Source organism: Arthrobacter sp. W4I7 (assembly GCF_030816215.1).
Lineage (GTDB): Bacteria > Actinomycetota > Actinomycetes > Actinomycetales > Micrococcaceae > Arthrobacter > Arthrobacter siccitolerans_A.
The window spans coordinates 86,771-108,578 of sequence record NZ_JAUSXU010000001.1; the positions used below are offsets into that span (position 1 = coordinate 86,771).

15 protein-coding genes are annotated in these 21,808 nt (G+C 65.2%); 6 read left to right on the forward strand and 9 right to left on the reverse strand.

All coding sequences use genetic code 11. The annotated features are described in order from the left end of the window. Positions 1–18: 18 nt before the first annotated feature. Entirely contained in the window at positions 19–657 is a 639-nt protein-coding gene (locus QF047_RS00370; RefSeq protein ID WP_306636443.1) for a TetR/AcrR family transcriptional regulator, read from the reverse strand. A gap of 158 nt (positions 658–815) precedes the next feature. Next, a complete protein-coding gene (locus tag QF047_RS00375; RefSeq protein WP_307272688.1) occupies positions 816–1,799 on the reverse strand; it encodes an ABC transporter substrate-binding protein in 984 nt (327 codons plus the stop codon). A 325-nt stretch (positions 1,800–2,124) separates the two neighbouring features. Between QF047_RS00375 and QF047_RS00380 the strand changes: the two genes are divergently transcribed. Next, complete coding sequence (locus QF047_RS00380) at positions 2,125–4,449, forward strand: chromosome segregation ATPase (protein WP_307272691.1); 2,325 nt, start codon at positions 2,125–2,127, stop codon at positions 4,447–4,449. Between the two features lie 119 nt (positions 4,450–4,568). On the opposite strand, the gene QF047_RS00385 is transcribed toward QF047_RS00380, so the two are convergent. Beyond that, complete coding sequence (locus tag QF047_RS00385) at positions 4,569–5,441, reverse strand: aldo/keto reductase (protein WP_307272693.1); 873 nt, start codon at positions 5,439–5,441, stop codon at positions 4,569–4,571. Positions 5,442–5,581: 140 nt separating this feature from the next. Between QF047_RS00385 and QF047_RS00390 the strand changes: the two genes are divergently transcribed. The 3 genes from QF047_RS00390 (at position 5,582) to QF047_RS00400 (ending at position 10,977) form a co-directional block, all read left to right on the forward strand. Beyond that, entirely contained in the window at positions 5,582–6,571 is a 990-nt protein-coding gene (locus tag QF047_RS00390; RefSeq protein WP_307272696.1) for an LLM class flavin-dependent oxidoreductase, read from the forward strand. 232 nt (positions 6,572–6,803) lie between these two features. After that, entirely contained in the window at positions 6,804–9,434 is a 2,631-nt protein-coding gene (locus QF047_RS00395; RefSeq protein ID WP_307272698.1) for a trehalase-like domain-containing protein, read from the forward strand. A gap of 61 nt (positions 9,435–9,495) precedes the next feature. Further along, complete coding sequence (locus QF047_RS00400) at positions 9,496–10,977, forward strand: MFS transporter (protein ID WP_307272700.1); 1,482 nt, start codon at positions 9,496–9,498, stop codon at positions 10,975–10,977. A 3-nt stretch (positions 10,978–10,980) separates the two neighbouring features. On the opposite strand, the gene QF047_RS00405 is transcribed toward QF047_RS00400, so the two are convergent. The 4 genes from QF047_RS00405 to QF047_RS00420 form a co-directional block, all read right to left on the reverse strand. Next, a complete protein-coding gene (locus QF047_RS00405; RefSeq protein WP_307272702.1) occupies positions 10,981–12,108 on the reverse strand; it encodes an FAD-dependent oxidoreductase in 1,128 nt (375 codons plus the stop codon). 10 nt (positions 12,109–12,118) lie between these two features. Next, the gene (locus tag QF047_RS00410; RefSeq protein WP_306636429.1) at positions 12,119–13,045 is read right to left on the reverse strand and encodes an AEC family transporter; all 927 of its coding nucleotides are present in this window, start codon (positions 13,043–13,045) and stop codon (positions 12,119–12,121) included. A 63-nt stretch (positions 13,046–13,108) separates the two neighbouring features. Next, the gene (gene panD, locus QF047_RS00415) at positions 13,109–13,534 is read right to left on the reverse strand and encodes an aspartate 1-decarboxylase (RefSeq protein WP_306636427.1); all 426 of its coding nucleotides are present in this window, start codon (positions 13,532–13,534) and stop codon (positions 13,109–13,111) included. Between the two features lie 94 nt (positions 13,535–13,628). Next, on the reverse strand, positions 13,629–14,543 hold the full coding sequence (locus tag QF047_RS00420; protein ID WP_307272709.1) for a LysR family transcriptional regulator: 915 nt from the start codon (positions 14,541–14,543) through the stop codon (positions 13,629–13,631). Between the two features lie 152 nt (positions 14,544–14,695). Between QF047_RS00420 and QF047_RS00425 the strand changes: the two genes are divergently transcribed. Together QF047_RS00425 and QF047_RS00430 are read left to right on the forward strand one after the other, a co-directional pair. After that, a complete protein-coding gene (locus tag QF047_RS00425; protein ID WP_307272711.1) occupies positions 14,696–16,159 on the forward strand; it encodes an amino acid permease in 1,464 nt (487 codons plus the stop codon). Positions 16,160–16,445: 286 nt separating this feature from the next. Continuing rightward, positions 16,446–19,964, forward strand: coding sequence for a proline dehydrogenase family protein (locus QF047_RS00430; protein ID WP_307272713.1), 3,519 nt, complete (start codon positions 16,446–16,448; stop codon positions 19,962–19,964). Positions 19,965–20,057: 93 nt separating this feature from the next. On the opposite strand, the gene QF047_RS00435 is transcribed toward QF047_RS00430, so the two are convergent. Together QF047_RS00435 and QF047_RS00440 are read right to left on the reverse strand one after the other, a co-directional pair. Continuing rightward, the gene (locus tag QF047_RS00435) at positions 20,058–20,375 is read right to left on the reverse strand and encodes a hypothetical protein (protein ID WP_306636419.1); all 318 of its coding nucleotides are present in this window, start codon (positions 20,373–20,375) and stop codon (positions 20,058–20,060) included. A 482-nt stretch (positions 20,376–20,857) separates the two neighbouring features. After that, complete coding sequence (locus QF047_RS00440) at positions 20,858–21,712, reverse strand: LysR substrate-binding domain-containing protein (protein WP_306636417.1); 855 nt, start codon at positions 21,710–21,712, stop codon at positions 20,858–20,860. Between the last annotated feature and the right edge of the window lie 96 nt (positions 21,713–21,808).

Consider the following 21,808-nt stretch of genomic DNA (forward strand, 5'->3'; position numbering starts at 1 on the left):
GGCGAAGGCCGCCTTGTTCTAGTGCTCCTGAAGCGCGCTGTGGCTGTCGCCGTGGCCGCTGTTTTGATCCTGGGCCGGCGCAAATGCGATCTGCTCCGTGCGGGTGATGCTTCGCTTGATGGACTCCTTGTCCACGCCGAGAAGCGACGTCAGCCACATGCCGTTCTGTACCACCACAATGTCGGATGCCCGCTCCCTGCACTCCTCCCACGACAGTCCGGGCTGGGCATTGGAGACCAGTGCAGCGAGCCCGTCGATGTAGCGGTCGAAGGCGGCGGCGTTGATTTGCGCGTAGTCCTCGTCTGCCTGGGCGAGGGCCCAGAGGTGCAGGCGCAGGGACAGGTAGCGGGTGGTCAGCAGATCAGCGCCCGCAACGCGCCGCAAAGCCTTGCGCAATTGTTCGTCCGGGGCCAACGACGCGTCCGGCGCAACCAGCAGGAGGTCGTGCTCGTCCACCCGGCGCAGGGCTGCGCGGATCAGGCTCGTCTTGTCGTCGTAGTAGTAGTTCACCAGGCCCAGCGCGACGCCGGCTTCGCGGGCTACGGCACGCATGCTGACCCCTGAAATACCGTGCCGCGAGAGCAGATCCATCGCCGCTTCGAGAATGCGCGACTGCCTGTCGATCTGTTCTCCATTGTTCACGGTATTTGTCCCCATCTGGCCAGACTATTGCCAAACCCGGGGCAGTGCACTTTCGGTGCCGCCCGGACACAGGTTGCGGCCCTCAGAGCCTGGTTGTTGATTGACCGGCGACAAACATGAAGAATCCCCGCCTTGCCGGAGCGAAGCGGGGATCCATTCGTCGGCAGGTCCGCCTACTTCTTGGGCAGGCCCGCCGGGTTCAGCTGGGACTTCTGGATGGCCTCGGAAGACAGGCCCCAGCGGTCCAGGATCTTGGCGTAGGTGCCGTTCTCGATCAGCTTGTTTAGGGCAGCCTGGGCAGCAACGGCCAGGCCGTTGTCCTTCTTGGTGGTAAAGGCGATTTCGGCAGTCAGCGGCCAGCCGCCGTTGAGGGTGCCCACCTGCTTGCTCTTGCCGTCCTGGGCTGCCTTGTAGGCGGCACCCGCGTTGGGCCCGAACGTCAGGTCCGCGCGGCCCGACTGAAGGGCCAGGGTGGAGGCCGAGTCGTCGTCGTAATACTGGAACTCAACAGGCTTCAGGCCGTTCTTTTTGTTTTCCTCGTCCCAGCGAACCAGGATGGCTTCCTGGTTGGTGCCGGAGCCGACGATGATGCGCTTGCCGGCAACGTCCTTGGCTTCCTTGATCTCGCCGATGTCCGAATCGCTCTTGGCGTAGAAGCCCAGCAGGTCGTTCCGGTAGGTGGCGAAATCGAACTTTTCCTTGCGCGCCTCGGTGACCGTGACGTTGGAGAGCACCGCTTCGTATTTGGCGGATTCGATACCCAGGGGCCAGTCAGCCCAGGCCACGGGAAGAGCCTCGACCTCCAGCCCCAGCGTCTCGCCCACCGCGTAGGCGATGTCCAGCTCGCTGCCGATGAGGGTCTTGTTGTCGGTGGCGAAGAGGCTCAGTGGCGCTGTGCCGCCGGTGCTCACCACAGTGAGCTTGCCATCAGCCTTGATGGTTTCAGGGACCAGCGCTGCGGCTGCGGGGTCCACGGAGACCTTGAAGCGGTCCTGCTGCGGGGACAGGTTGAAGGTCTTGCCTGCTGCGGTGCTGGAGGATCCCGACGTCGGTGCTGTCGCCGCCGTCGCGCCCGGATCTGAGCAGGCTGCCAGCCCCAGCAGCGCGGTGATGGTGAGGGCCACGGCAGCAGCCGGTTTCGCCTTGATAATGGCCATTTTTCCTCCTTGAGGTAGGTATTTGATGCAACGGAACGGGTTCGTTGCAGCAACTATCCGGCAGCGTGAGCTGGTGAATCAAAGGCGCTGAAACCCGGAGATACAGGGAGTAACTGCAGGTCACGCGAGGACCGCGGCGGTCACATTCGAAAAGCGAGTACTCGGTCAAAACCAAGTAGTGCCCGTTGAGTACTCGCTCAGAAGACGAGTACTTAAGGAGCAAAGACAAGTGGGGGATTACGCGTGTGCCCTGCCTTGGCACGACCTACTGTTGCCTGAGGAAGCGGCCAGAGTGGGCCGCCCAATGGTCTCACCAGGAGTTCGTATGCGCGCTTTCGCGTCAAAGCCTGTCCTCACACGTCGCCTTGCCGCTGCGGTGGTCCTGCCGGGTCTGCTGACCACGAGCCTGGTGCTGGTCCAGCCGGCGGTTGCGGCGACCACGTCCACCACGGGGATCTGCAGCGGCGTGGTGAACCAGCTCGCGCACCGGGGCGCTGTCCAGGAAAACCTCCTGAAGAACGCGGCGAAGAAGAACGCGGACATCATCGCTAAGCTGGAGGCGGAACGGGCGCCGTTGCAGTCGGAAAAAGACAGGCTCAACGCCGAGATTGCCGGTATTGAAGCTCAACTTGCTGGCCTTGCCAGCGAGGAGTTGCAGTTGGAAGACGCCATCAAGGTCACCGAAGGGGAAATCGCAAAGCTCGCCTCCGATTGGACGGATACCCAAACTGAGTCAGATGCTGCGAACGAGGCCCTCGCTGAACTGCAGGAGGAGAAGGCCAAGCTCGTAGCCAGCATCACCCCTCTCCGGGAACAAGAGGCGGCCGCCTCTGCTGCTGCTACCGATCTGAAGGCGAAGGCCGCAGCCCTGGCTGAAGAGATTGCCGGCGTCCAGAGCAACATCGATGCTGCCGACGCCCAACTGCTCACCCTGCAGCAGTCCTCGGCTGAGGCTGCCGACGCGGTGGAAAAGAAGAAGGCTGCCATTGAGGTGGCAGAAGACCAACTTGCTGCTCTAACCGCCAACGCGGAGGCAGCGGCGGGGGCTGTAGTTGCTGCCCGCAATGCCTTTACTGGAGCGGAAGCTGAGCTAGCGGCGAGTGTAGCCGCGGGAAACACTGCGATGGAGGCGTTGCAGGAGCAGCAGTCTGCAGTCGATGCCGCAAAGGTGACTCTAGAGACCCTTCAGGCCACCGCAGCAGCCGCGGACAGTGCTGCTGCCGCAAAGACCGCGGAAGCTGCAGTAGCCCAGGCCCAGCTGGCTAGCCTTAAAGTCGCCGCGGATGGCGCTGCGGCAGCTCTAGCCGAGAAGAACGCCCAGATCCAGACGGCACGGACCAATTTGGCAACGCTTGAGTCCAGCGCTGCCATGGCTGCTGTCGCCGTGCAGAGCAACACCGACGCCCTCGCCGTCATCGCAGGGCAAATCAGCACACTTACAAGCCAGATCGATGACAAGACCGACGCCATTAGCGCGACGCAGACCAAGCTGACCACGGCACAGTCTGAACTAGGCACTCTTCAGACCAGCAAAACCAGCCTCGAAACAGAGATCGCAGTGTTGACGGCGAAAATCGATAAAAACAACGGCAACGCGAACGGCCTCGTTTCCCAGCGCTCGGAGAAGCAGGCGCTGTTGGCGACTGTCACCGGGTCAATCAGCGATAAGACCGTGCTGATCTCAGGGCTGCAGGGGGACTTGGCAACCCTGGATGGCCAGGTCTCGATCTTGAACAATCAGTTGCTGGCGAAGCAGCAGGAGAGCAGCTCCTTGCAGCAGCAAGCCGCACCCCTGCAGGCCACCCTGACCGCGGCCAGCACCGCGGTAACAACCAAGGAAGCTGAAATAGCTGGCCTGAACGACCAGCTGCCTGCTCTCCAGGGCGCGGTTACTAAGGCGAGCACTGCACTTGCTGGCCAGCAGGCGGACTTGGACGATTCGCAGCAGCAGCTGACGGAATCTCAGGCTGCAGCTGCCCGGGCGGCGGCGGACGTCGCTGCACAAGAAGAGGTTGTAGCAGGTCTCGAAGCGCGGCTGCGGATTCTCGCAGTGGATGTGGAAACTGCGAAGCAAACTATCGCGGACCAGAATGCCCTTCTGGAGGAAAAGAGATCCGTGCTGGAAAGCACTCAAGCGGCTGAGGCTTCGGCCGCAGCCGCTGTGGCGGACAAGAAAGCTGAACTGTCCACCCTCCAGGGTCAGATGCCCGGCCTCATGGCCGCCGCCGATGCCGCCAACAAAGCAGTTGTCGGGAAAACCAGCGAGATCGCCTCGTTGAATCTGATCATGGACGGGTTGGTCAGCAGGCTCGCTGGGTTGAACACGGACATCAAGGCTAAGGAAGCCGAGATCGTCTCCCTCCAAGCCAGGGTGGCCCCCCTCCTTGAGGAGCTTAATCAGATCAACGGTGAGATCAGCTCCACGGAAGCGGCCCTGAAGCTACTGCAGTCCCAGCTGACTGCCCTGGACGGCCAGCTGACATCGGCCCAGGGGACCCTGAGGACATTGGAGTCCCAAAAGAAGACCAACAAGGATACAGTCGCCGCGCAGAAAACGCTGGTGGCCGGTCTTCTGACCCAGCTCGGGGCAGTCCAAACGAAGATCAACGCAATCGACGCCCAGATAGGGTATGGAGGTTGCGCCGTCTGATTCCGCAGTTGGTTCAATGACCAGCCCCCAACGACGTACGCCGCAAAGAAGTGGCCCGGCCAACAGGCCGGGCCACTTCTTTGTGCCGGAGTGCTGCTCCGGCCCTTTTTCCTGTGGGTCTACTCGCCGGCGGCTTCGAGCTGGGCGTAGGTATCGTCGTCGAGCGTGATGCCCGCGGCGGTCATGTTCTCTTCAAGGTGCTTCACCGAGCCGGTGCCGGGAATCGGCATCATCACGGGGGAGCGGCGGAGCAGCCAGGCCAGCGCAACCTGCGACGTAGTGGCATCCAGGCGCTTGGCGGCCTCGTCCAGCGGTCCACCCGGCCGCGCCAGTTCGCCGGCTGAAATGGGAGCCCAGGGAATGAATCCAATCCCGTTCTCCTCCGAGTACCGCAGCACGTCCTCCGAGCTCCGGTCCGTCAGGTTGTAGCGGTTCTGCACGGTTGACACGGTGAAATACTTCCCGGCCGCCTCAAGTTCGGCCACGCTGACCTGCGAAAGTCCCAGCGCCCGCACCTTGCCCTCGTCCTGGAGTTCGCGGAGCACACCGAACTGCTCCTCAGCGTCCACCTTGGGGTCGATCCGGTGCAGCTGCAGCAGGTCCAGGGCGTCCACCTTCAGCTTCCGCAGGCTCAGTTCGGTCTGCTGGCGGAGGTATTCCGGGCGGCCCACGGGAATCCATCTGTTGGGCCCGGTGCGGGCGAACCCGACTTTTGTGGCGATCTTCAGGCCGTCCTTGTACGGGTGCAGCGCCTCAGCCAGGATCTCCTCGCTGATGTTCGGGCCGTAGGAGTCGGCGGTGTCGATGAAGTCGACGCCGAGTTCGACGGCGCGTCGCACCACGGCCACGGCGGCCTGGCGGTCCGCGGGCTCGCCCCAGACGCCGTCGCCCACAATGCGCATGGCACCGAAGCCGAGCCGGTGCACCCTTCCGAGGTCTTTCAGGTCGATGGTTGCGGACAGTTCCAACTTGTTTGTTGTCTCCAGGCTCATAGGGGCGGCAACCTCATCAGCCTGCTGAGTATTCCGGAAGTCACAGAAATAAGCCGGCCGCCGCCGTCGTTATATCTTCTGTGCCCGCCGCGACTAGGCCCGCACATCCTACGAAAAGTTCTGAAAGGCCGGCACTCACCGTGACTCTTCCCCTCTCCATCCTTGACCTGGCAACCATCGGCAAGGGCCAGACGGCGGCGGAGAGCTTCGCGGGCAGCGTGGCGATGGCGCAGAGCGCGGAGCGGCTGGGATACCGGCGGGTCTGGTACGCCGAGCACCACAACATGTCCTCCATCGCCTCCTCCGCCACCAGCGTGCTGATCGCCCACGTTGCCGCGCACACCGAAAGCATCCGGCTCGGTGCCGGCGGCGTGATGCTGCCCAACCACTCGCCGCTGACCATCGCAGAGCAGTTCGGCACCCTGGAGACGCTGCACCCGGGCCGGATCGACCTCGGCCTGGGCCGCGCACCGGGCAGCGACCAGAACACCACGCGCGCCCTGCGTCGCGACCCCATGTCCGCGGACAGCTTCCCCCAGGATGTCCTGGAGTTGCAGGGCTACCTCACCGGCCCCACCCGGATCCAGGGGGTTGAAGCCACCCCGGGCAAGGGCACCAACGTTCCGCTGTACATCCTGGGATCCTCCCTGTTCGGTGCGCGCCTGGCCGCCCAACTGGGGCTGCCGTACGCGTTTGCCTCCCACTTTGCCCCCAACGCCCTGCAGGATGCCGTGGCCATCTACCGCCGGGAGTTCAAGCCCTCGGCGCAGCTGGACGCGCCGCACGTTATCGCCGGTGTGAACGTGGTTGCCGCCGATTCCGCCGCGGAGGCGCAGGCCATGCTGCGGGCCACGATGCGGGCGCGGGTGTCCCTGTTCTTTGGCGGGGGCCGCGAGTTCACCGACGACGAAGCGGACATGATCCTCGACTCGCCGCAGGGCCAGCACGTCTCGCAGATGATGACCTACTCGGCGGTGGGGACGCCGGATGCCGTCATCGATTACCTGGACGGGTTCGGCAAGCACGCCGACGCCGATGAGCTGATCGTTGCCCACCAAAGCAACGGCACGGAGGAGCGGCTGCGTTCGGTGGAGCTCCTGGCCCAGGCTGCCGGGCTGGTACGGGTCTAGCCTCCCGGGCGCCCCGCATGGCCGGGGCAGTTCGCTGGGGCAAGCCCGCTGCCCATTTCCGGGACTTTTACACATACGCAATGAAGGGGACTTTCGGGGGAAACCGCCGGGGCTGAGGATAGGACTTGCCTCCTCGGGAATCGCTGGGATTCCCGGGAGGGGCACCAACCGGTAGTCCGCAGGCAATCCAGCGGCTGAAGTCCCGGCCTGGTTCTGCCTTAGGGGTACGCGCATGGCGACGCCTTTGAACCAAAGCGTGGCGGATTCCGCGCTGCTCACGCGTTCCCTCCCGCTGGAGATGCTCCGGGCCTTCGTCCAGTCGGATGCGGCGGACAACGGGCTGACGCCTGCGCTCCTCGCGGAGCTCAAAGTACTGGCGCGCGTTCCCGGGCTGCTGGTGGCCTGCAACTACGGCGGAACCCTCTGCGACGCCGAGGGCATCTCCACGGAGATCCTCCCGCTCGGCAGCGCCGCCATAGCCCTGCGCGCCCTTGCAGCCCTCCCCAACACCCACGCGGCCATCATTTCGGGGCGCTCGCTCCGTGATCTTGCCGCCGTATCACGCCTTCCGGTGGAGGTTCATCTCATCGGCTCGCACGGCGCGGAATCGGATATGGGCTTCGCACACGCCCAGACCCTGGCGACCGAATCAGTCCTGCAAAAAGTCAACGCCGGGCTCAATGAGGCCGTGGGTTTCCAAAAAGGCATCTGGATCGAACGCAAACCCGTGGCCGTTTCGGTCCACACCCGCCCCGCCCCGCCGGACGTCGTGGAGTCGGTGACGGAAACCGCCCGGGAGATTGCCCGCGTGCACGGCCTGTTCTTCATTGTGGACGGTTCGGTGCTGGACCTGTCCGTGGTGGAGCCGTCCAAAGCGGAGGCGCTGGAGAGCCTCCGATCCCGGCTCGGAGCCAGCGCTGCCATGTTCGCCGGGGATGCCTACAGTGACGAACTGGCCATCGCCACCCTGCGCGGGCCGGACCTCGGGCTGCGGGTAGGGCCCGGGGAGACCGCCGCGGCGCACCGCGTCCGCGACCCGGAATCCTTTGCCCGGGTCCTTGCCCTCCTCTTCGAACTGCGCCGGGCCTGGCTATTCGGCGAGGACGCCGTAGGCCTTGAGCGGCACACGATGATCGGGAACGGGTCCTCCACCGCGCTGCTGACACCCGATGCGAAAATCTGCTGGATGAGCCACCCGCTGCCGGATTCCGGGTCCTTGTTTGCCCACATCCTGGGCGGAGACGCTGCCGGGCACTTCTCTGTGGAGCCGGTCAAGGCCTCCCAGGTGCTGGGGCAGCGGTACGTGGACAGCACCATGATTGTCGAAACCCGGTGGGCGGACGTCACGGTCACGGACTACCTGGAGCCTGCCCCGGACGGCATCACCAGCCTGGTCCGGGTGCTCTCCGGCAACGGCGCCGCCAGGATCACCTTTGCTCCCCGGCCGGACTACGCCAATGCCCCGTTCAGCATGGAGGCGCGCGGCGGTGAACTCCACGTTGTGGGCACCTCAGAACCGATCATCCTGTTCGCCCCCGGGGTCACCTTCAGCATCACCTCGGACGGGCGCCACGCTACAGCCACAGCATCCGTGAACCTGCAGGACGGTCCCGTGGTCCTCAACCTTCGCTGCGGCGATACGGAACCACAGCCCGCGGACCCGGAAGGTGAGACGGAGCGGCGGTCGGGGGTGGCCCTGCATGCCCGGCAGTGGGTCCAGAAACTTGTGCTCCCGTCCGTCAAACCCTCCCTGGTGCGGCGGTCGGCCCTGGTGCTCCGCGCCCTGGTGCACGAACCCACGGGTGCAGTCCTCGCCGCCCCCACCACGTCGTTGCCTGAGGGAATCGGCGGGACAAGGAACTGGGACTACCGGTACTGCTGGCTGCGGGACGGATCCATGACGGTCAACGCGCTGGTGGACCTTGGCTCCACGGCGGAGGCTGCCGGATTCCTGGGCTGGCTGGGGCGGATCCTCGAACACGCACCCGGCCCAGAATGGCTGCACCCCCTGTACTCGGTGACCGGCGCGCCGCTCTCCACGGAAGCCGTCGTCGACAGCCTTCCCGGGTACGCCGGCTCCCGCCCCGTCAGGATCGGCAACGCCGCGGACCACCAGGTACAGCTGGACGTCTTCGGGCCCGTTGCTGAACTGATCCATGCCCTGAGCGAGCGGGAAAGCGCGCTCGCCGACGACCACTGGGAACTGATGGTCCAGATGGCCTCAGCGGTCCTGGCCCGCTGGCACGAACCCGACCACGGCATCTGGGAAGCCCGGCGTGCAGCCCGCCACCACGTCTACTCCAAGGTGATGTGCTGGGTGACCCTTGACCGGGCGTTGCGGACTGCGGCCCGCCACGGCCGGGAGCCGGACCCGGCCTGGGCTCCGACCGCCGGCACCATCCGGGAAGAGGTGCTGCGCGAAGGCTGGGACGAGTCGGCGCAGTCCTACACCGTGGCGTACGACAGTCCGGACCTTGATGCTGCCGTCCTGCACATCGGCCTCTCCGGCCTGCTGGATGTTGCGGACCAGCGCTTCCTGAACACCGTCACTGCGGTGGAGCGGGAGCTGCGGGTGGGGCCCACCGTCTTCCGGTACAGGTACGACGACGGCCTGCCGGGCCTGGAGGGCGGGTTCCACATCTGCACCACCTGGCTGATCGAAGCCTACGTGGCGGTAGGCCGGATCGATGAGGCCTGGGACCTGTTTGACCAGCTGGTGAACCTTTTCGGGCCCACCGGGCTGCTGCCGGAGGAGTACGACCCCGGCACGGAGACCCATCTGGGGAACCATCCGCAGGCCTACTCGCACCTGGGCTTCATCCGCTGCGCCCGGCTACTGGACGAACACCAGGGCAGGAGATAGCAGGTGTGCGTTTTGGGTACCTAGAGTGGAGGTAACAGGGACCCAAACCGAAACGAGACTGATGATGACCGCCCGAACCCAGGGAGTGGGGTTCCGCTCTGAACGGGGCCCTATTCTCATTGCCCTGATGCTGTCCACCGGACTGGTGGCCATCGATTCCACCATCGTGGCCACCGCCGTGCCGTCGATCGTTCGGGACGTGGGCGGGTTTGAATCGTTCCCCTGGCTTTTTTCGGCATACCTGCTGGCCCAGGCCGTCTCGGTGCCCATCTACGGGAAGCTGTCCGACATGGTAGGCCGCAAGCCGATCATCCTGGCGGGCATCGGGCTGTTCCTGCTCGGATCCATACTCTGCGGGATCGCCTGGAGCATGCCCGCCCTGATCGCCTTCCGGGCGCTGCAAGGGCTCGGCGCGGGAGCGGTGCTGCCCGTGTCCATCACCATCGCCGGCGACATTTATTCGCTGGAGGAGCGCGCCAAAGTGCAGGGCTACCTGGCCAGCGTGTGGGCTGTCTCCTCGGTGGTAGGCCCCAGCCTTGGCGGTATCTTCTCCGCCCTGGGCATCTGGCGGGGCATTTTCCTGGTCAACGTTCCGCTGTGCCTCCTGGCCTCGTGGATGCTGCTCCGGACCCTGCATGAGAACGTGGAGCGCGCCAGGCACCGGGTGGACTACGCCGGTGCGGCCCTGCTGGCGGGGTCACTTGGCCTGCTGATCCTTGGCGCCCTCCAAGGTGGCCAGGGGTGGGAGTGGAATTCAACGATAAGTATTGGCATCTTCGTGGTAGGCGGGGCGCTGCTGGCCGTGTTCCTGGTGGTGGAGCGGCGGGCCGCGGAGCCGGTCCTGCCGTCCTGGGTGGTGTCGCGGCGGCTTCTCGGCACCACCGCGCTGGTGTCCTTTGGAGTCGGGGCAGTGATGATTGGCCTGACCTCCTACGTGCCCACGTTCCTGGAAGGGGCGCTGCACAGCTCGCCCCTCATTGCAGGCCTGGCGCTCGCGGCACTCACCCTTGGCTGGCCCATCAGCGCCTCGCAGGCGGGCCGGTTCTACCTGCGGATCGGGTTCAAGGCCACCGCGTTGATCGGGATCTCCATTACCGTGGTGGGCCTGCTGGTCCTGACGCTTACGGCTGCCACTCCCAACGTGGCCCTGGTGGCAACCAGCTGCTTCGTGGTGGGACTCGGTTTGGGCCTGGTGGCCACTCCCACCCTGATCTCTGCACAGTCCAGCGTTTCCTGGAATGAGCGCGGCGTGGTCACCAGCAGCAACATGTTCGCCAGGTCTATCGGCAGCGCACTTGGCGTGGCCGTCTTCGGCGCCGTGGCCAATGCGGTCTACGGGAACACAGCCGGCGAAGGTGATGCTCCCGCCGTGGTGGCCGCTTCCGGCGCGGTCTTCCTGGCGGCGCTGGTGGGCGGGATCCTCACTGTAGCCGCGGTGTTGGCCATGCCTGCAGTTCATGCAAGCCCGGACGCGCAACCGGCTGCACAGCCGGGCGCCCGTCCGCTTCCCGACAGTGCCGAAGACAGCCCGCAGCAGCGCTGACAGCTAACGCGAGGCTCTGAAAATCTCGGGCGCCGGCCGCGTACCCGTAGCTAGGTCGGCCAGGATCCGGCCCACCACGGGGGTGAACTTGAACCCGTGCCCGGAGAATCCGGCGCCGATCACCACGGGGCCGATCCGGTCCAGGATGAAGTCCTCATCGGGAGTGGTGGTGTACGTGCAGCTGATGGCCTCGAACGAATCGGCGTCCACGCCCGGGAGCCAGGTCCGCGCGTAGCCCTGCAGGGCCGCGAGCTGCGCGGGTTCTGGCTGGAAAGAGCGCCGGTCCGGGTCAACCAGCGGGCCTACGCCGTGCCAGCCGGCCTTGATGCCCTCGCCCGGGGTCTGCATCCCGTAGACGGGGGAGTACCAGTTCCTGTATTCCGCGCTGGTGCCTGGCATGTGATTGAACCCGGGCCAGACCGCCTCGCCATCGGCCATCCGGAAGTGCGCCGGCTGCTCCTGGGTGACCCGAAGCTTCGGAATCCGGAGCCCTGCGCCGCTGGCGCCGAGGAGTTTCTCTGTCCAGCCGCCGGCCGTGACCACAACCTGGGCGGCGGTGACCACCTCGGTGCCTGCCTCAGATTCCAAAGCCAGCCGGACGCCGTCGTCCATCACCTTCAGGTCGACCACTTTGGTGTGGTGGCGGATTTCAGCGCCCCGGGCTGCTGCGAGCCGCTGGAAAGCGGGGAGTGCCGCCTCGGGGTTGAGCTGCCCGCCGTCGGGCATGTGCAGTGCCTGCTGGTCGAAACGGATGCCGCGCCAGCGCTGGCCCGCCTCCGCGGGGGACAGGAATTCGGCGCGGATGCCCGCGTGGTCCAGCGCCGCGGCGACGTCCGGAAGCCGCGGGTCCGGGCCGTGATTGACGATGCCCGTGCGGGCCAGCAGCGTCTCGCCGCTTTCCTGCTCCAGTTCGTCCCACAGAGCCAGCCCCTCAGCCAGCATGGCCACGTATTCGGGACGGTAGTAACCCGGATTCAGGTTGCGCGTACTGCCGTGCGAGGCGCCGATTTTATGCCCCGGCCCGAACTGCTCCACCAGCGTCACCTGCCGTCCGCGGCGGGCCAGCGCCCAGGCTGCGGCCGATCCCATGGCTCCGCCGCCCACCACCACGGTGTCCAGCATCTTTTCCATCAATGTCCCCTCACGTCAGCAGCAGCGCTACGCCAATCATCGCCGGAACGGCCACAACGGTAGTAATCAGCACGGTGTCCTTGGCCACCGTGAGGCCGGTCTTGTAACGGCTGGCCGCCACAAAGACGTTCTGCGCGGTGGGCAAGGCGGACGTGACCACCACGGCGAACAGGGCGTGGTCCGCCATGCCGAGCGCGAAACGGGCGAAGAGATACGCCAGCGCCGGCTGGATGGCCAGTTTGAAACCGCTCGCCAGCAGGGTGTCCAGGCGCCGGCCTGCAACCGCCTGCAGCGGACGGGTGCCGTTCAGGCTCATGCCGAAGGCGATGAGCATGGCCGGGATGGCAGCGCCGCCGATCAGGTGGATGGGCTCCATCACCAGCGGTGGAACCTGCCAGCCGGTCCCGGCCACCACCAGGCCCAGTGCGGAGCCCACAATCATGGGATTGCGCAGGATCATCACCGCAAAACTCAGGGGCGTGGTGCGGTGCGCGCTGGTGCTGGAGTCCAGGATCATCAGGAACAGCGGGGTGAAGAACGCCAGTTGGAAAATCAGCAGCGGCGCCACATAGCTGGCATCACCCAGGACATAGACGGCGATGGGAATGCCCAGGTTGGCGGAGTTGGCGAGCGACGCCGCCATGGCGCTCATCAGGGATTCGGGCAGGGAACGCTTGAGCCACCATTTGGCGATGGTGAAGAAGATGCCGGCCGTGGCGATGGCCGCCACCGCCGTCACCAGCAGGGGTGCGGCAAAGACTTCGGCGAGGCGGGCCTTGCCCAGCGTTTCGAAGAGCAACGCGGGGCTGGCCACAAAGAAGGTGAGGGAGCTGAGGACCTGCCGTGCATTGTCGCCCAGGATTTTCTGCCGGCCCACGAACCAGCCCACCAGGATGATGCACCACACCACAAAGAAGCCTGCCAGTACACCTAGCACGGGGTCACCGGCGACTTATCCCTCAGGGCGCGGCGGAGGTGGGTACCGGGATGCACGCTCCGGCTAGACGGTGGCGTTGTTAAGCGCGAAAGGGGGGCGCATCATCCCGGGAGTGAGGCCCTCAGCGGGGTCGTTGCCCAGCTGGATCATCCGGTTGTTCCCGTCCACGTGAACCACCCGCGGTTCATAGGCCTTGGCCTCTTCGGTGGTCATTTGCGCGTAAGTAATCAGGATGACAAGGTCGTTCTCGTGCATGAGGTGCGCCGCTGCACCGTTGATGCCGATCACGCCGGAGCCGCGCTCGCCGGCAATCGTGTAGGTCTCAAGCCGTGCGCCGTTGGTGATATCCACAATGGACACGAGCTCGCCGGGGAGGATGTCGGCGGCCTCAAGCAGGTCCAGGTCTACGGTGACGGAACCTACGTAGTGCAGGTCGGCGTGCGTGACGGTGGCCCGGTGGATTTTGGACTTGAACATTGTTCGATTCATAACGGCATCATTCTAGCGCCGGGCTCTGATCCGCGCAGTGACGCAGGGAACACTGACGCCCGACCTTTGGGAGGAAACGTACGACGGCGGCCGGTCACCCGGCGTCGTTCCCCGCCACCGCCGCAGCTGCTGCAGCAAGGGTCTCCCGGGCGGCCAGGATGGCCGGCCGCTGTGCGCTGGAGCGCCGGACGGAGGTAAAAACGGTGCGGTGCGGCTTGCCCGGAAGCTCCAGCAGCCGGGCCGTGGTGCCGCGCCCGGTCCACACCAGGTCCGGCATGAGGGCCACTGCGTTGCCTGATTCGATCAGCCGGATCTGGGCCTGAAGGTCGGCGGTTTCAAAGCGCACGTCGGGCTCGAAGCCGGCGCTGCGGCACGCCTGCTCCGCCCAGTGGCGGGATGCCGCCCCCCGCGGCTCCATGACCCAGGCGAGTCCCGCGGTGTCCTCGAGCGAACGGACGGCGGGCGCGTCGTCGGACGCGGGTGGAACCGCCAGGCGGATGGCATCGGTGGTCAGCCGGACCCGGTCCAGTTCGGGGTAACGCGGGGCCGCGTGGCCCGGGTACTGTTCGGCAATGACGAGGTCGAAATCCCGTGCCCAGGTCTCGTGGAGCGCCGTTTCGGGCTCGCGCTGGATCATTTCGATGCGGACCTCGGGGTAGGCCTTGGTCATCCTCGTCAAGGTGTCCGGCATCAGGGCCAGGGCCGCGGACTGGAACACCGCGATCCGGACAGTGCCCGTGACGGTGGTCAGGGAAGCGGCGAGGTCCGCCTCCGCCTGCTCCATGGTTTCCAGCAGGTTCGCCGTGTGCGCCACCAGCACTTCGGCCTGCGGCGTGAGCTGGACCCGCCGGCCGGTTTTCCGGAGCAGTTCCACGCCCACTTCCTTTTCCAGGAGGGCCAGCTGCTGCGATACCGACGACGGGCTGTACTGGAGTGCCTCGGCCACCTCTGCCAGAGTCCCGCGGATGCTTAATTCCCGAAGCAGGCGGAGCCTGCGGACGTCAAGCATGAGGAAATCCTTACCGAAACTAATGAATATAGGTTAGAAGTAGTCACTTTATCTAACGCAAGCACCCTTGCATACTGTTGGGACCGAGTTACCCCCGTCACAAGCGATTCTTCGCGCGCCGTGATGGGGTCGCACCCAAGCAGGAGTTCCTGATGAGCAGTAGAGATATGACCCAGTCGATCATGCGGCGCAAACCTATCGACGACATCGAGGAAGAAAACAAACACAGCGGCCTTTTCAAGTCACTCGGACTGTGGCAGCTGACGGCTATTGGTGTAGGCGGAATCATCGGCGTCGGCATCTTCTCCCTTGCCGGCCTGGTGGCAGCAGGCAGCGGCGACAACCCGGGTGTGGGGCCCGCGGTGCTGATCTCGTTCCTGATCGCGGGCCTCGCCTCGGCGGCGGCCGCGCTTTCGTACGCAGAGTTTGCCGGCATGATTCCCCGCGCCGGCTCCGCCTATACCTACGGATATGTTGCCCTGGGTGAGGTAATTGGCTGGTTCATCGGCTGGGACCTGCTGCTCGAGTACATCGCCATCGTGGCCGTGGTGGCCATCGGCATCTCCGGCTACTTTGACGCCTTCCTCTCGGGCATCGGCATCCACATGCCTGCCTGGATGACATCCACGGTTGATGAGGGCAAGGGCGGCGTCGTTAACATTCCCGCGATCCTGGTCTGCCTGCTGGTCACCTGGATCCTGTCCCGCGGCACCAAGGCCTTTGGCCGGTTCGAACTCGTGGCCGTCGCCATCAAGGTCATCCTGATTCTTTTCATCATCGGTCTTGGCGTCTTTTACATCGACACCAACAACTACAACCCGTTCATGCCCAGCGGCTTCGGCCCCGTGGTGGCAGGCTCCGCCACTGTCTTCTTTGCCGTCTTCGGCTATGACGCCATGAGCACGGCGGCCGAAGAAGCCACCGACGGCAAGAAGCACATGCCCAAGGCGATCGTGCTCTCGCTGATCGTCGCCATGCTGCTTTACGTGGCAGCCACCCTGGTCCTGACCGGCATGCAGAACTACAAAGACATCGATCCCAAGGCCGGCTTTGCGTCCGCCTTCACCTCCGTGGGCCTGCCGGTCATCGCCACCATCATCTCGGTGTTTGCGGTGCTGTCCATCCTTACCGTGATGCTGACCTTCCTCCTGGGTGTCACCCGCGTCTGGTTCAGCATGAGCCGGGACGGGCTGCTGCCGGGCTGGTTCGCCAAGACCGACCGCCATGGTACTCCGCAGCGGGTCACCTGGATCGCCGGCATCACGTCCGCGTTCCTGGCCGGTGTGTTCCCCATCAAGGAAGTCGCGGACCTGACCAACATCGGCATCCTGGCGGCGTTCGTCGTGGTCTGCCTGTCCGTGATCATCTTCCGCTACAAGAAGCCGGACGCACCGCGCACCTTCCGCCTCCCGCTGATGCCCCTGGTGCCGGCCTTCGGCATCCTGTCCTCCGGATTCCTCATGACCCAGTTGCCCTGGGAAACCTGGGTACGCTTCCTCGTCTGGCTGATCATTGGCCTCGCCATCTACTTCTTCTATGGCCGGCGCCACTCACTGATGAACCCCAACAGTCCCCGGCACCAGGAGATCGTGGAGATGCACGGCCCCGTCGGCTGACCCCCGGGACGCTCTCTCACTTAACGTCGCTTAAACCGGACGCTCTATCACCTTCCTGTGGATGGTGATAGAGCGTTTCCGTTTTTCCCGCGTTAAGTGAGAGAGGGTGGCCAAATTTGTTGCGTCAAGTGAGAGAGCGTCGGGGGCTGGCGGGTGCGGGAGGCGGTGATCAAAGCATTGGTTTTTCTAACCTGTATTGCTTAGAAAAGATCGCTTTATCTTATGTGAGGAGAAGCTCATACTGGTGGAAAGACCTCCTGCCACAGCAAGAAAGATCGGGAAAACCATGACCCACATTGCAATGGAGCCGGCAGTCGCCGCCGGCATCGCGCCGCAGACCGTTGACGTTGATGTGCCGCAGGCGAAGGCCCTGGCCGCCGAAGCCGTCGCACTGGTCCGCCACTGGCTGACCGAGGCGTCCAAGGTCCCTGTGGACGCCTCCGCCCAGCAGCTTGCGGGCGTCCTGAAGGACCCCAACGGCCTGGAGTTCACCGTTGGTTTCGTGGACGGCGTGGTCCGTCCCGAGGACCTGAACGTCGCCGCCCGCAACCTCGCCGCCCTGGCGCCCAAGGTTCCGGCCTTCCTGCCCTGGTACATGCGCCGCGCCGTGCAGCTGGGCGGCACCATGGCCCCGGTCCTGCCGCAGGTGGTCATCCCCGTGGCCCGCAAGGTCCTGCGCGAGATGGTGGGCCACCTGATCGTGGACGCCACCGACGCCAAGCTGGGTCCGGCCATCGCCAAGATCCGCAAGGACGGCATCAAGCTCAACGTCAACCTCCTCGGCGAAGCGGTGCTCGGCGAGCACGAGGCCGCCCGCCGGCTCGAAGGGACGCATGCCCTCCTGGCCCGTCCCGACGTCGACTACGTCTCCATCAAGGTCTCCTCCACCGTGGCCCCGCACTCCGCCTGGGCCTTCGACGAAGCCGTGGAACACGTCGTCGAGAAGCTCACGCCGCTGTTCCAGCGCGCGGCTTCCTTTGCCCGGGACGGCGGGAAGGCCAAGTTCATCAACCTGGACATGGAGGAGTACAAGGACCTGGACATGACCATCGCGGTCTTCACCCGGATCCTGGACAAGCCCGAGTTCAAGGACCTCGAAGCCGGCATTGTGCTCCAGGCCTACCTCCCCGACGCACTCTCCGCCATGATCCGCCTGCAGGACTGGGCCGCCGGGCGCCGGGCCAACGGCGGCGCCGCCATCAAGGTCCGCGTGGTCAAGGGCGCCAACCTGCCCATGGAGCACGTGGAAGCATCCCTGCACGACTGGCCGCTGGCCACCTGGGGCAGCAAGCAGGACTCCGACACCAGCTACAAGAGCGTCATCAACTATTCCCTGCACCCCGACCGGATCCAGAACGTCCGGATCGGCGTGGCCGGCCACAACCTGTTCGACATCGCCTTCGCCTGGCTCCTGGCCAAACAGCGCGGCATCGCGGATACCGCACAGCAGAGTATTGAGTTCGAGATGCTGCTGGGCATGGCCCAGGGCCAGGCCGAAGCCGTCAAGAAGGACGTCGGCTCGCTGCTGCTCTACACCCCGGTAGTGCACCCGGCCGAGTTCGACGTCGCCATCGCCTACCTGATCCGCCGCCTGGAAGAGGGCGCGAGCCAGGACAACTTCATGTCGGCGGTGTTCGAACTCAGTGAAAACGAAGCCCTGTTCGAGCGTGAGAAGCAGCGCTTCCTCGCCTCCCTGGCAGCATTGGACAACAGCGTTCCGCCGGCCAACCGGCAGCAGGACCGCAGCCTCCCGCCCGTCCCGATGCCGCACACGGGCTTTGAGAACACCCCGGACACCGACCCGTCCCTGCCGGCCAACCGCACCTGGGGCCGCGCCATACTGGAACGCGTTTCATCATCGACGCTCGGGAATGATTCCGTTGCTGCGGCGTCCATCAAGGACGAGGCCACGCTGAACCGCGTCATCCAGACCGCTGTGGCGAAGGGCAAGGCCTGGGGTGCTCTTTCCGGTGCCGAGCGTGCCGAGATCCTGCACCGCGCCGGCGATGTCCTGGAAGCCCGCCGCGCCGACCTGCTTGAGGTCATGGCCAGCGAAACCGGCAAGACCATTGACCAGGGCGACCCCGAGGTCAGCGAAGCAGTGGACTTTGCCCACTACTACGCGGAGTCCGCGCGGAAACTGGACGAGGTGGACGGCGCCACGTTCGTCCCTGCGAACCTCACCGTGGTCACCCCGCCATGGAACTTCCCGGTGGCCATTCCGGCCGGCTCCACGCTCGCGGCACTCGCCGCCGGCTCCGCCGTTGTGATCAAGCCCGCCAAGCAGGCCGCCCGCAGCGGCGCCGTGATGGTGGAAGCACTCTGGGAGGCCGGTGTGCCCCGCGACGTGCTGACCATGGTGCAGCTCGGCGAACGGGAACTCGGCAAGCAGCTCATCTCGCACCCATCCGTTGACCGCGTTATCCTCACCGGCGGCTACGAGACCGCCGAACTGTTCCGGTCCTTCCGCCAGGACCTCCCGCTGCTGGCGGAGACCAGCGGGAAGAACGCCATCATCGTCACCCCCAGCGCCGACCTGGACCTGGCCGCGAAGGACGTGGCGTACTCAGCGTTCGGCCATGCAGGCCAAAAGTGCTCGGCTGCCTCGCTGGTGATCCTCGTGGGTTCCGTAGCCAGGTCCAAGCGGTTCCACAACCAGCTGATCGACGCCGTCACCTCCCTGAAGGTGGGCTACCCGGAGGACCCCACCAGCCAGATGGGGCCGATCATCGAACCTGCCAACGGCAAGCTCCTCAGCGCGCTCACCACGCTGGGCGACGGCGAGAACTGGGCCGTTGAACCGAGGAAGCTGGACAACACCGGCCGGCTCTGGAGCCCCGGTGTCCGCTACGGCGTCAAGCGCGGCTCCTACTTCCACCTCACCGAGTTCTTCGGCCCAGTCCTGGGCGTGATGACCGCTGACACCCTGGAAGAGGCCATCGCCATCCAGAACCAGATCGAGTACGGCCTCACCGCCGGCCTGCACTCCCTCAACACTGAGGAACTGGGCATCTGGCTGGACGCGATCCAGGCCGGAAACCTGTACGTGAACCGCGGCATTACCGGTGCCATCGTGCAGCGCCAGCCGTTTGGCGGCTGGAAGAAGTCAGCGGTTGGTGCCGGCACCAAGGCCGGCGGGCCCAACTACCTGGCCGGCCTGGGCAACTGGGTCCCCGCCGTCAGCACTGCCGACGCCCCTGTGACACACCCCGGAGTCCGCCGGATCATCAATGCCGCCGGTGTGGCCCTGGAACCTGCGGAACTTGAGTCGGTGCAGCGCGCCCTGGCGTCCGACGCCGAAGCCTGGGCTGAGGAGTTCGGCACCGCCAAAGACATCTCCGGACTCAGCGCGGAACGCAACATCTTCCGCTACCGGAGCCTGCCGGTCACCGTACGTCTTTCCGAAGGTGCGCCGCTGGCGCACCTGGTCCGGACTGTGGCAGCCGGGGTCCTGGCGGGTTCGGCACTGACGGTGTCCTCCGCCGTCGAACTTCCTGCCCAGCTGCGCCCGGTGCTTACCGCGCTGGACATCGAGGTGACGGTAGAGACCGACGCCGGGTGGCTGGCTTCTGCGGAACGCCTCGCTTCGGCAGGGAAGCTGTCCGGGGCACGGATCCGCCTCATCGGCGGGGACGCCGCTGCACTGGCGAAGGCCACGGGCGGGCGTCCCGACCTGGCCGTGTACGCCCACCCCGTCACGGAGGCCGGACGCGTCGAGCTGCTGCCGTTCCTGCATGAGCAAGCTGTCAGCATCACAGCCCACCGGTTCGGCACACCGAACCACCTCTCGGACGCCCTGATCTAATTCATTTCCTGAGGGCATAAAGGAAGGTCCGGTGGTTGAGCGTCGAAACCTGGGTTTCGAGGAGCTCAACCACCGGACCTCGTCTTGCGCGCTTCAGCCCAGGTACCACCCCGGGGGTGCCCAGGTCACGGGAACGCTGTGGGCGGAGAACTGTTCGCAGTGCGTGCAGGTGTAGGCCACTTCCCCCAACGTGGCCACGCTGCCGTCCCGCCGGTACGTCGGCGGAATGTAGGACTCGAGGTAGACAAATTCGTCGGTGCGGCATTTGTCGCAGGTAGGCTTGCCCACGTATCCGGTATCCGTGGTGGCGATGCCGGCGCCGAGTGTGGAGCTGCGGGTGGCCGGTGGACGCGCCGCGTTATGCGGGCGCGCGTGCGTGGAGCTGAGATGGGTGTTCCGGGCTGTCGTCATTGGCTGCCTGTCCCGAGCACGTGAAACCTGGCACGCAGGAGCGTGCTCGTGTTAGTGAACCGGCCATCTGCTTGACCATGGGAAAACCAGCATAGATTATGCGGCCTTCACTGATCAATGGATATGAGCACGCGGCAGTACCCGGTGGCTATTTACAGCTGCAAGCACGGGCTGCACAGGAAGGTGCCCAGCGCCGCTACCCAAAGTCCGAATCCGTTGGGGTGGGTGTCGTGTGATGCTTCTGGCAGGTCTACCCGGCGGGCGCCCGGGCTAAACAGCACGAAAGTCCTTTTCTCATCCTCGGGAAACATTCCTTCTTCGCCATAAACCACGGAGGCCGGAAGGCAACAGCTGGAATCTAAAGAATTCCCCGGGCTGCATATTCGGTGCCGCTGGACGGCGTCGGCCACGAAGGCTTCACGCGAGAGGTCGCCGGCCCCCCGTGCTTCTGCCCGGGCTACTTGCCCGGAGGAACCTTGGTCCTACGCCGGCCGGTTGATGGTCCTGCCCACAATGGACTGCGTCAGGGCGTCGATGACCTCGGAATTGGCCAACGGGTTGCGGATCAGGGTGAAGTCCACGTCGCCCACGGCCGGCAGGTCAAAGCGGCGGGTGATGATCTTCAGGTCCTCGGGCACCAGCGACGACGGCATGACCGCCACCCCGATTCCCGCGCGGACCGCAGCCAGCACGCCGCTGATCTGGCGCGTGGTGCAGGTGATACGCCAGGTCCTGCCGTGGGACTCGAGAGCGTCAATGGCGAGTTTCCGGCTCAAGCTGGGTGAGGGATAGGCAATCAACGGGACGGGCGCACCGGGCTCAAGCACAGTCTGTTCCTGCCCGACCCACGAGAATGAGTCATGCTGCACCACGGTGCCGTCCTTGGCCCCGGCCACCCACTTCACAAACACCAGGTCCAGCTGGCCTGCATTAAGTTTCTTGTAGAGCTGGTCACTCTGGCCCACCGTCAGTTCGAGGTTGATCTGCGGATAGATCTGCCGGAATTCGCGAAGGATCCGCGGCAGGCCGGTGATGGCGAGGTCATCCGCCGTCCCGAAACGCAGCCTGCCCCGCATCGCGGAACCTGAGAAGTACCGGGCAGCAGCGTCGTGGGCCGACAGGATGTTCCGGGCAAACCCTGCCATCGCGTCGCCATTGTCCGTGAGGCGCACGTCCCGCGTGTCCCTGGTGATAAGCACCCGCTTTGCCGCCGTCTCCAGCTTGCGGACGTGCTGGCTGACAGTAGGTTGGGCCAGGCCCAGCCGCTCAGCTGCCTTGGTGAAGCTAAGCGTTTCGGCCACCGCCAGGAAGGAGCGCAGCTGGGCTGGTTCGAACACTTTGGACTCCAGTGGCATGAGTGCGGATGTCATTGGCATTGCAGTTCGCAATACGAGTTATAGGGACAATAGGCCTCCATAATCCTGGGTCCCAGC

What these genes read in the sequence shown, in the direction of transcription:
- QF047_RS00370 (WP_306636443.1), bottom strand. Translation starts at nt 657, where the DNA reads ATGGGGACAAATACCGTGAACAATGGAGAACAGATCGACAGGCAGTCG.
- QF047_RS00375 (WP_307272688.1), bottom strand. Translation starts at nt 1,799, where the DNA reads ATGGCCATTATCAAGGCGAAACCGGCTGCTGCCGTGGCCCTCACCATC.
- QF047_RS00380 (WP_307272691.1), top strand. Translation starts at nt 2,125, where the DNA reads ATGCGCGCTTTCGCGTCAAAGCCTGTCCTCACACGTCGCCTTGCCGCT.
- QF047_RS00385 (WP_307272693.1), bottom strand. Translation starts at nt 5,441, where the DNA reads ATGAGCCTGGAGACAACAAACAAGTTGGAACTGTCCGCAACCATCGAC.
- QF047_RS00395 (WP_307272698.1), top strand. Translation starts at nt 6,804, where the DNA reads ATGGCGACGCCTTTGAACCAAAGCGTGGCGGATTCCGCGCTGCTCACG.
- QF047_RS00400 (WP_307272700.1), top strand. Translation starts at nt 9,496, where the DNA reads ATGATGACCGCCCGAACCCAGGGAGTGGGGTTCCGCTCTGAACGGGGC.
- QF047_RS00405 (WP_307272702.1), bottom strand. Translation starts at nt 12,108, where the DNA reads ATGGAAAAGATGCTGGACACCGTGGTGGTGGGCGGCGGAGCCATGGGA.
- panD (WP_306636427.1), bottom strand. Translation starts at nt 13,534, where the DNA reads ATGAATCGAACAATGTTCAAGTCCAAAATCCACCGGGCCACCGTCACG.
- QF047_RS00420 (WP_307272709.1), bottom strand. Translation starts at nt 14,543, where the DNA reads ATGCTTGACGTCCGCAGGCTCCGCCTGCTTCGGGAATTAAGCATCCGC.
- QF047_RS00425 (WP_307272711.1), top strand. Translation starts at nt 14,696, where the DNA reads ATGAGCAGTAGAGATATGACCCAGTCGATCATGCGGCGCAAACCTATC.
- QF047_RS00430 (WP_307272713.1), top strand. Translation starts at nt 16,446, where the DNA reads ATGACCCACATTGCAATGGAGCCGGCAGTCGCCGCCGGCATCGCGCCG.
- QF047_RS00435 (WP_306636419.1), bottom strand. Translation starts at nt 20,375, where the DNA reads ATGACGACAGCCCGGAACACCCATCTCAGCTCCACGCACGCGCGCCCG.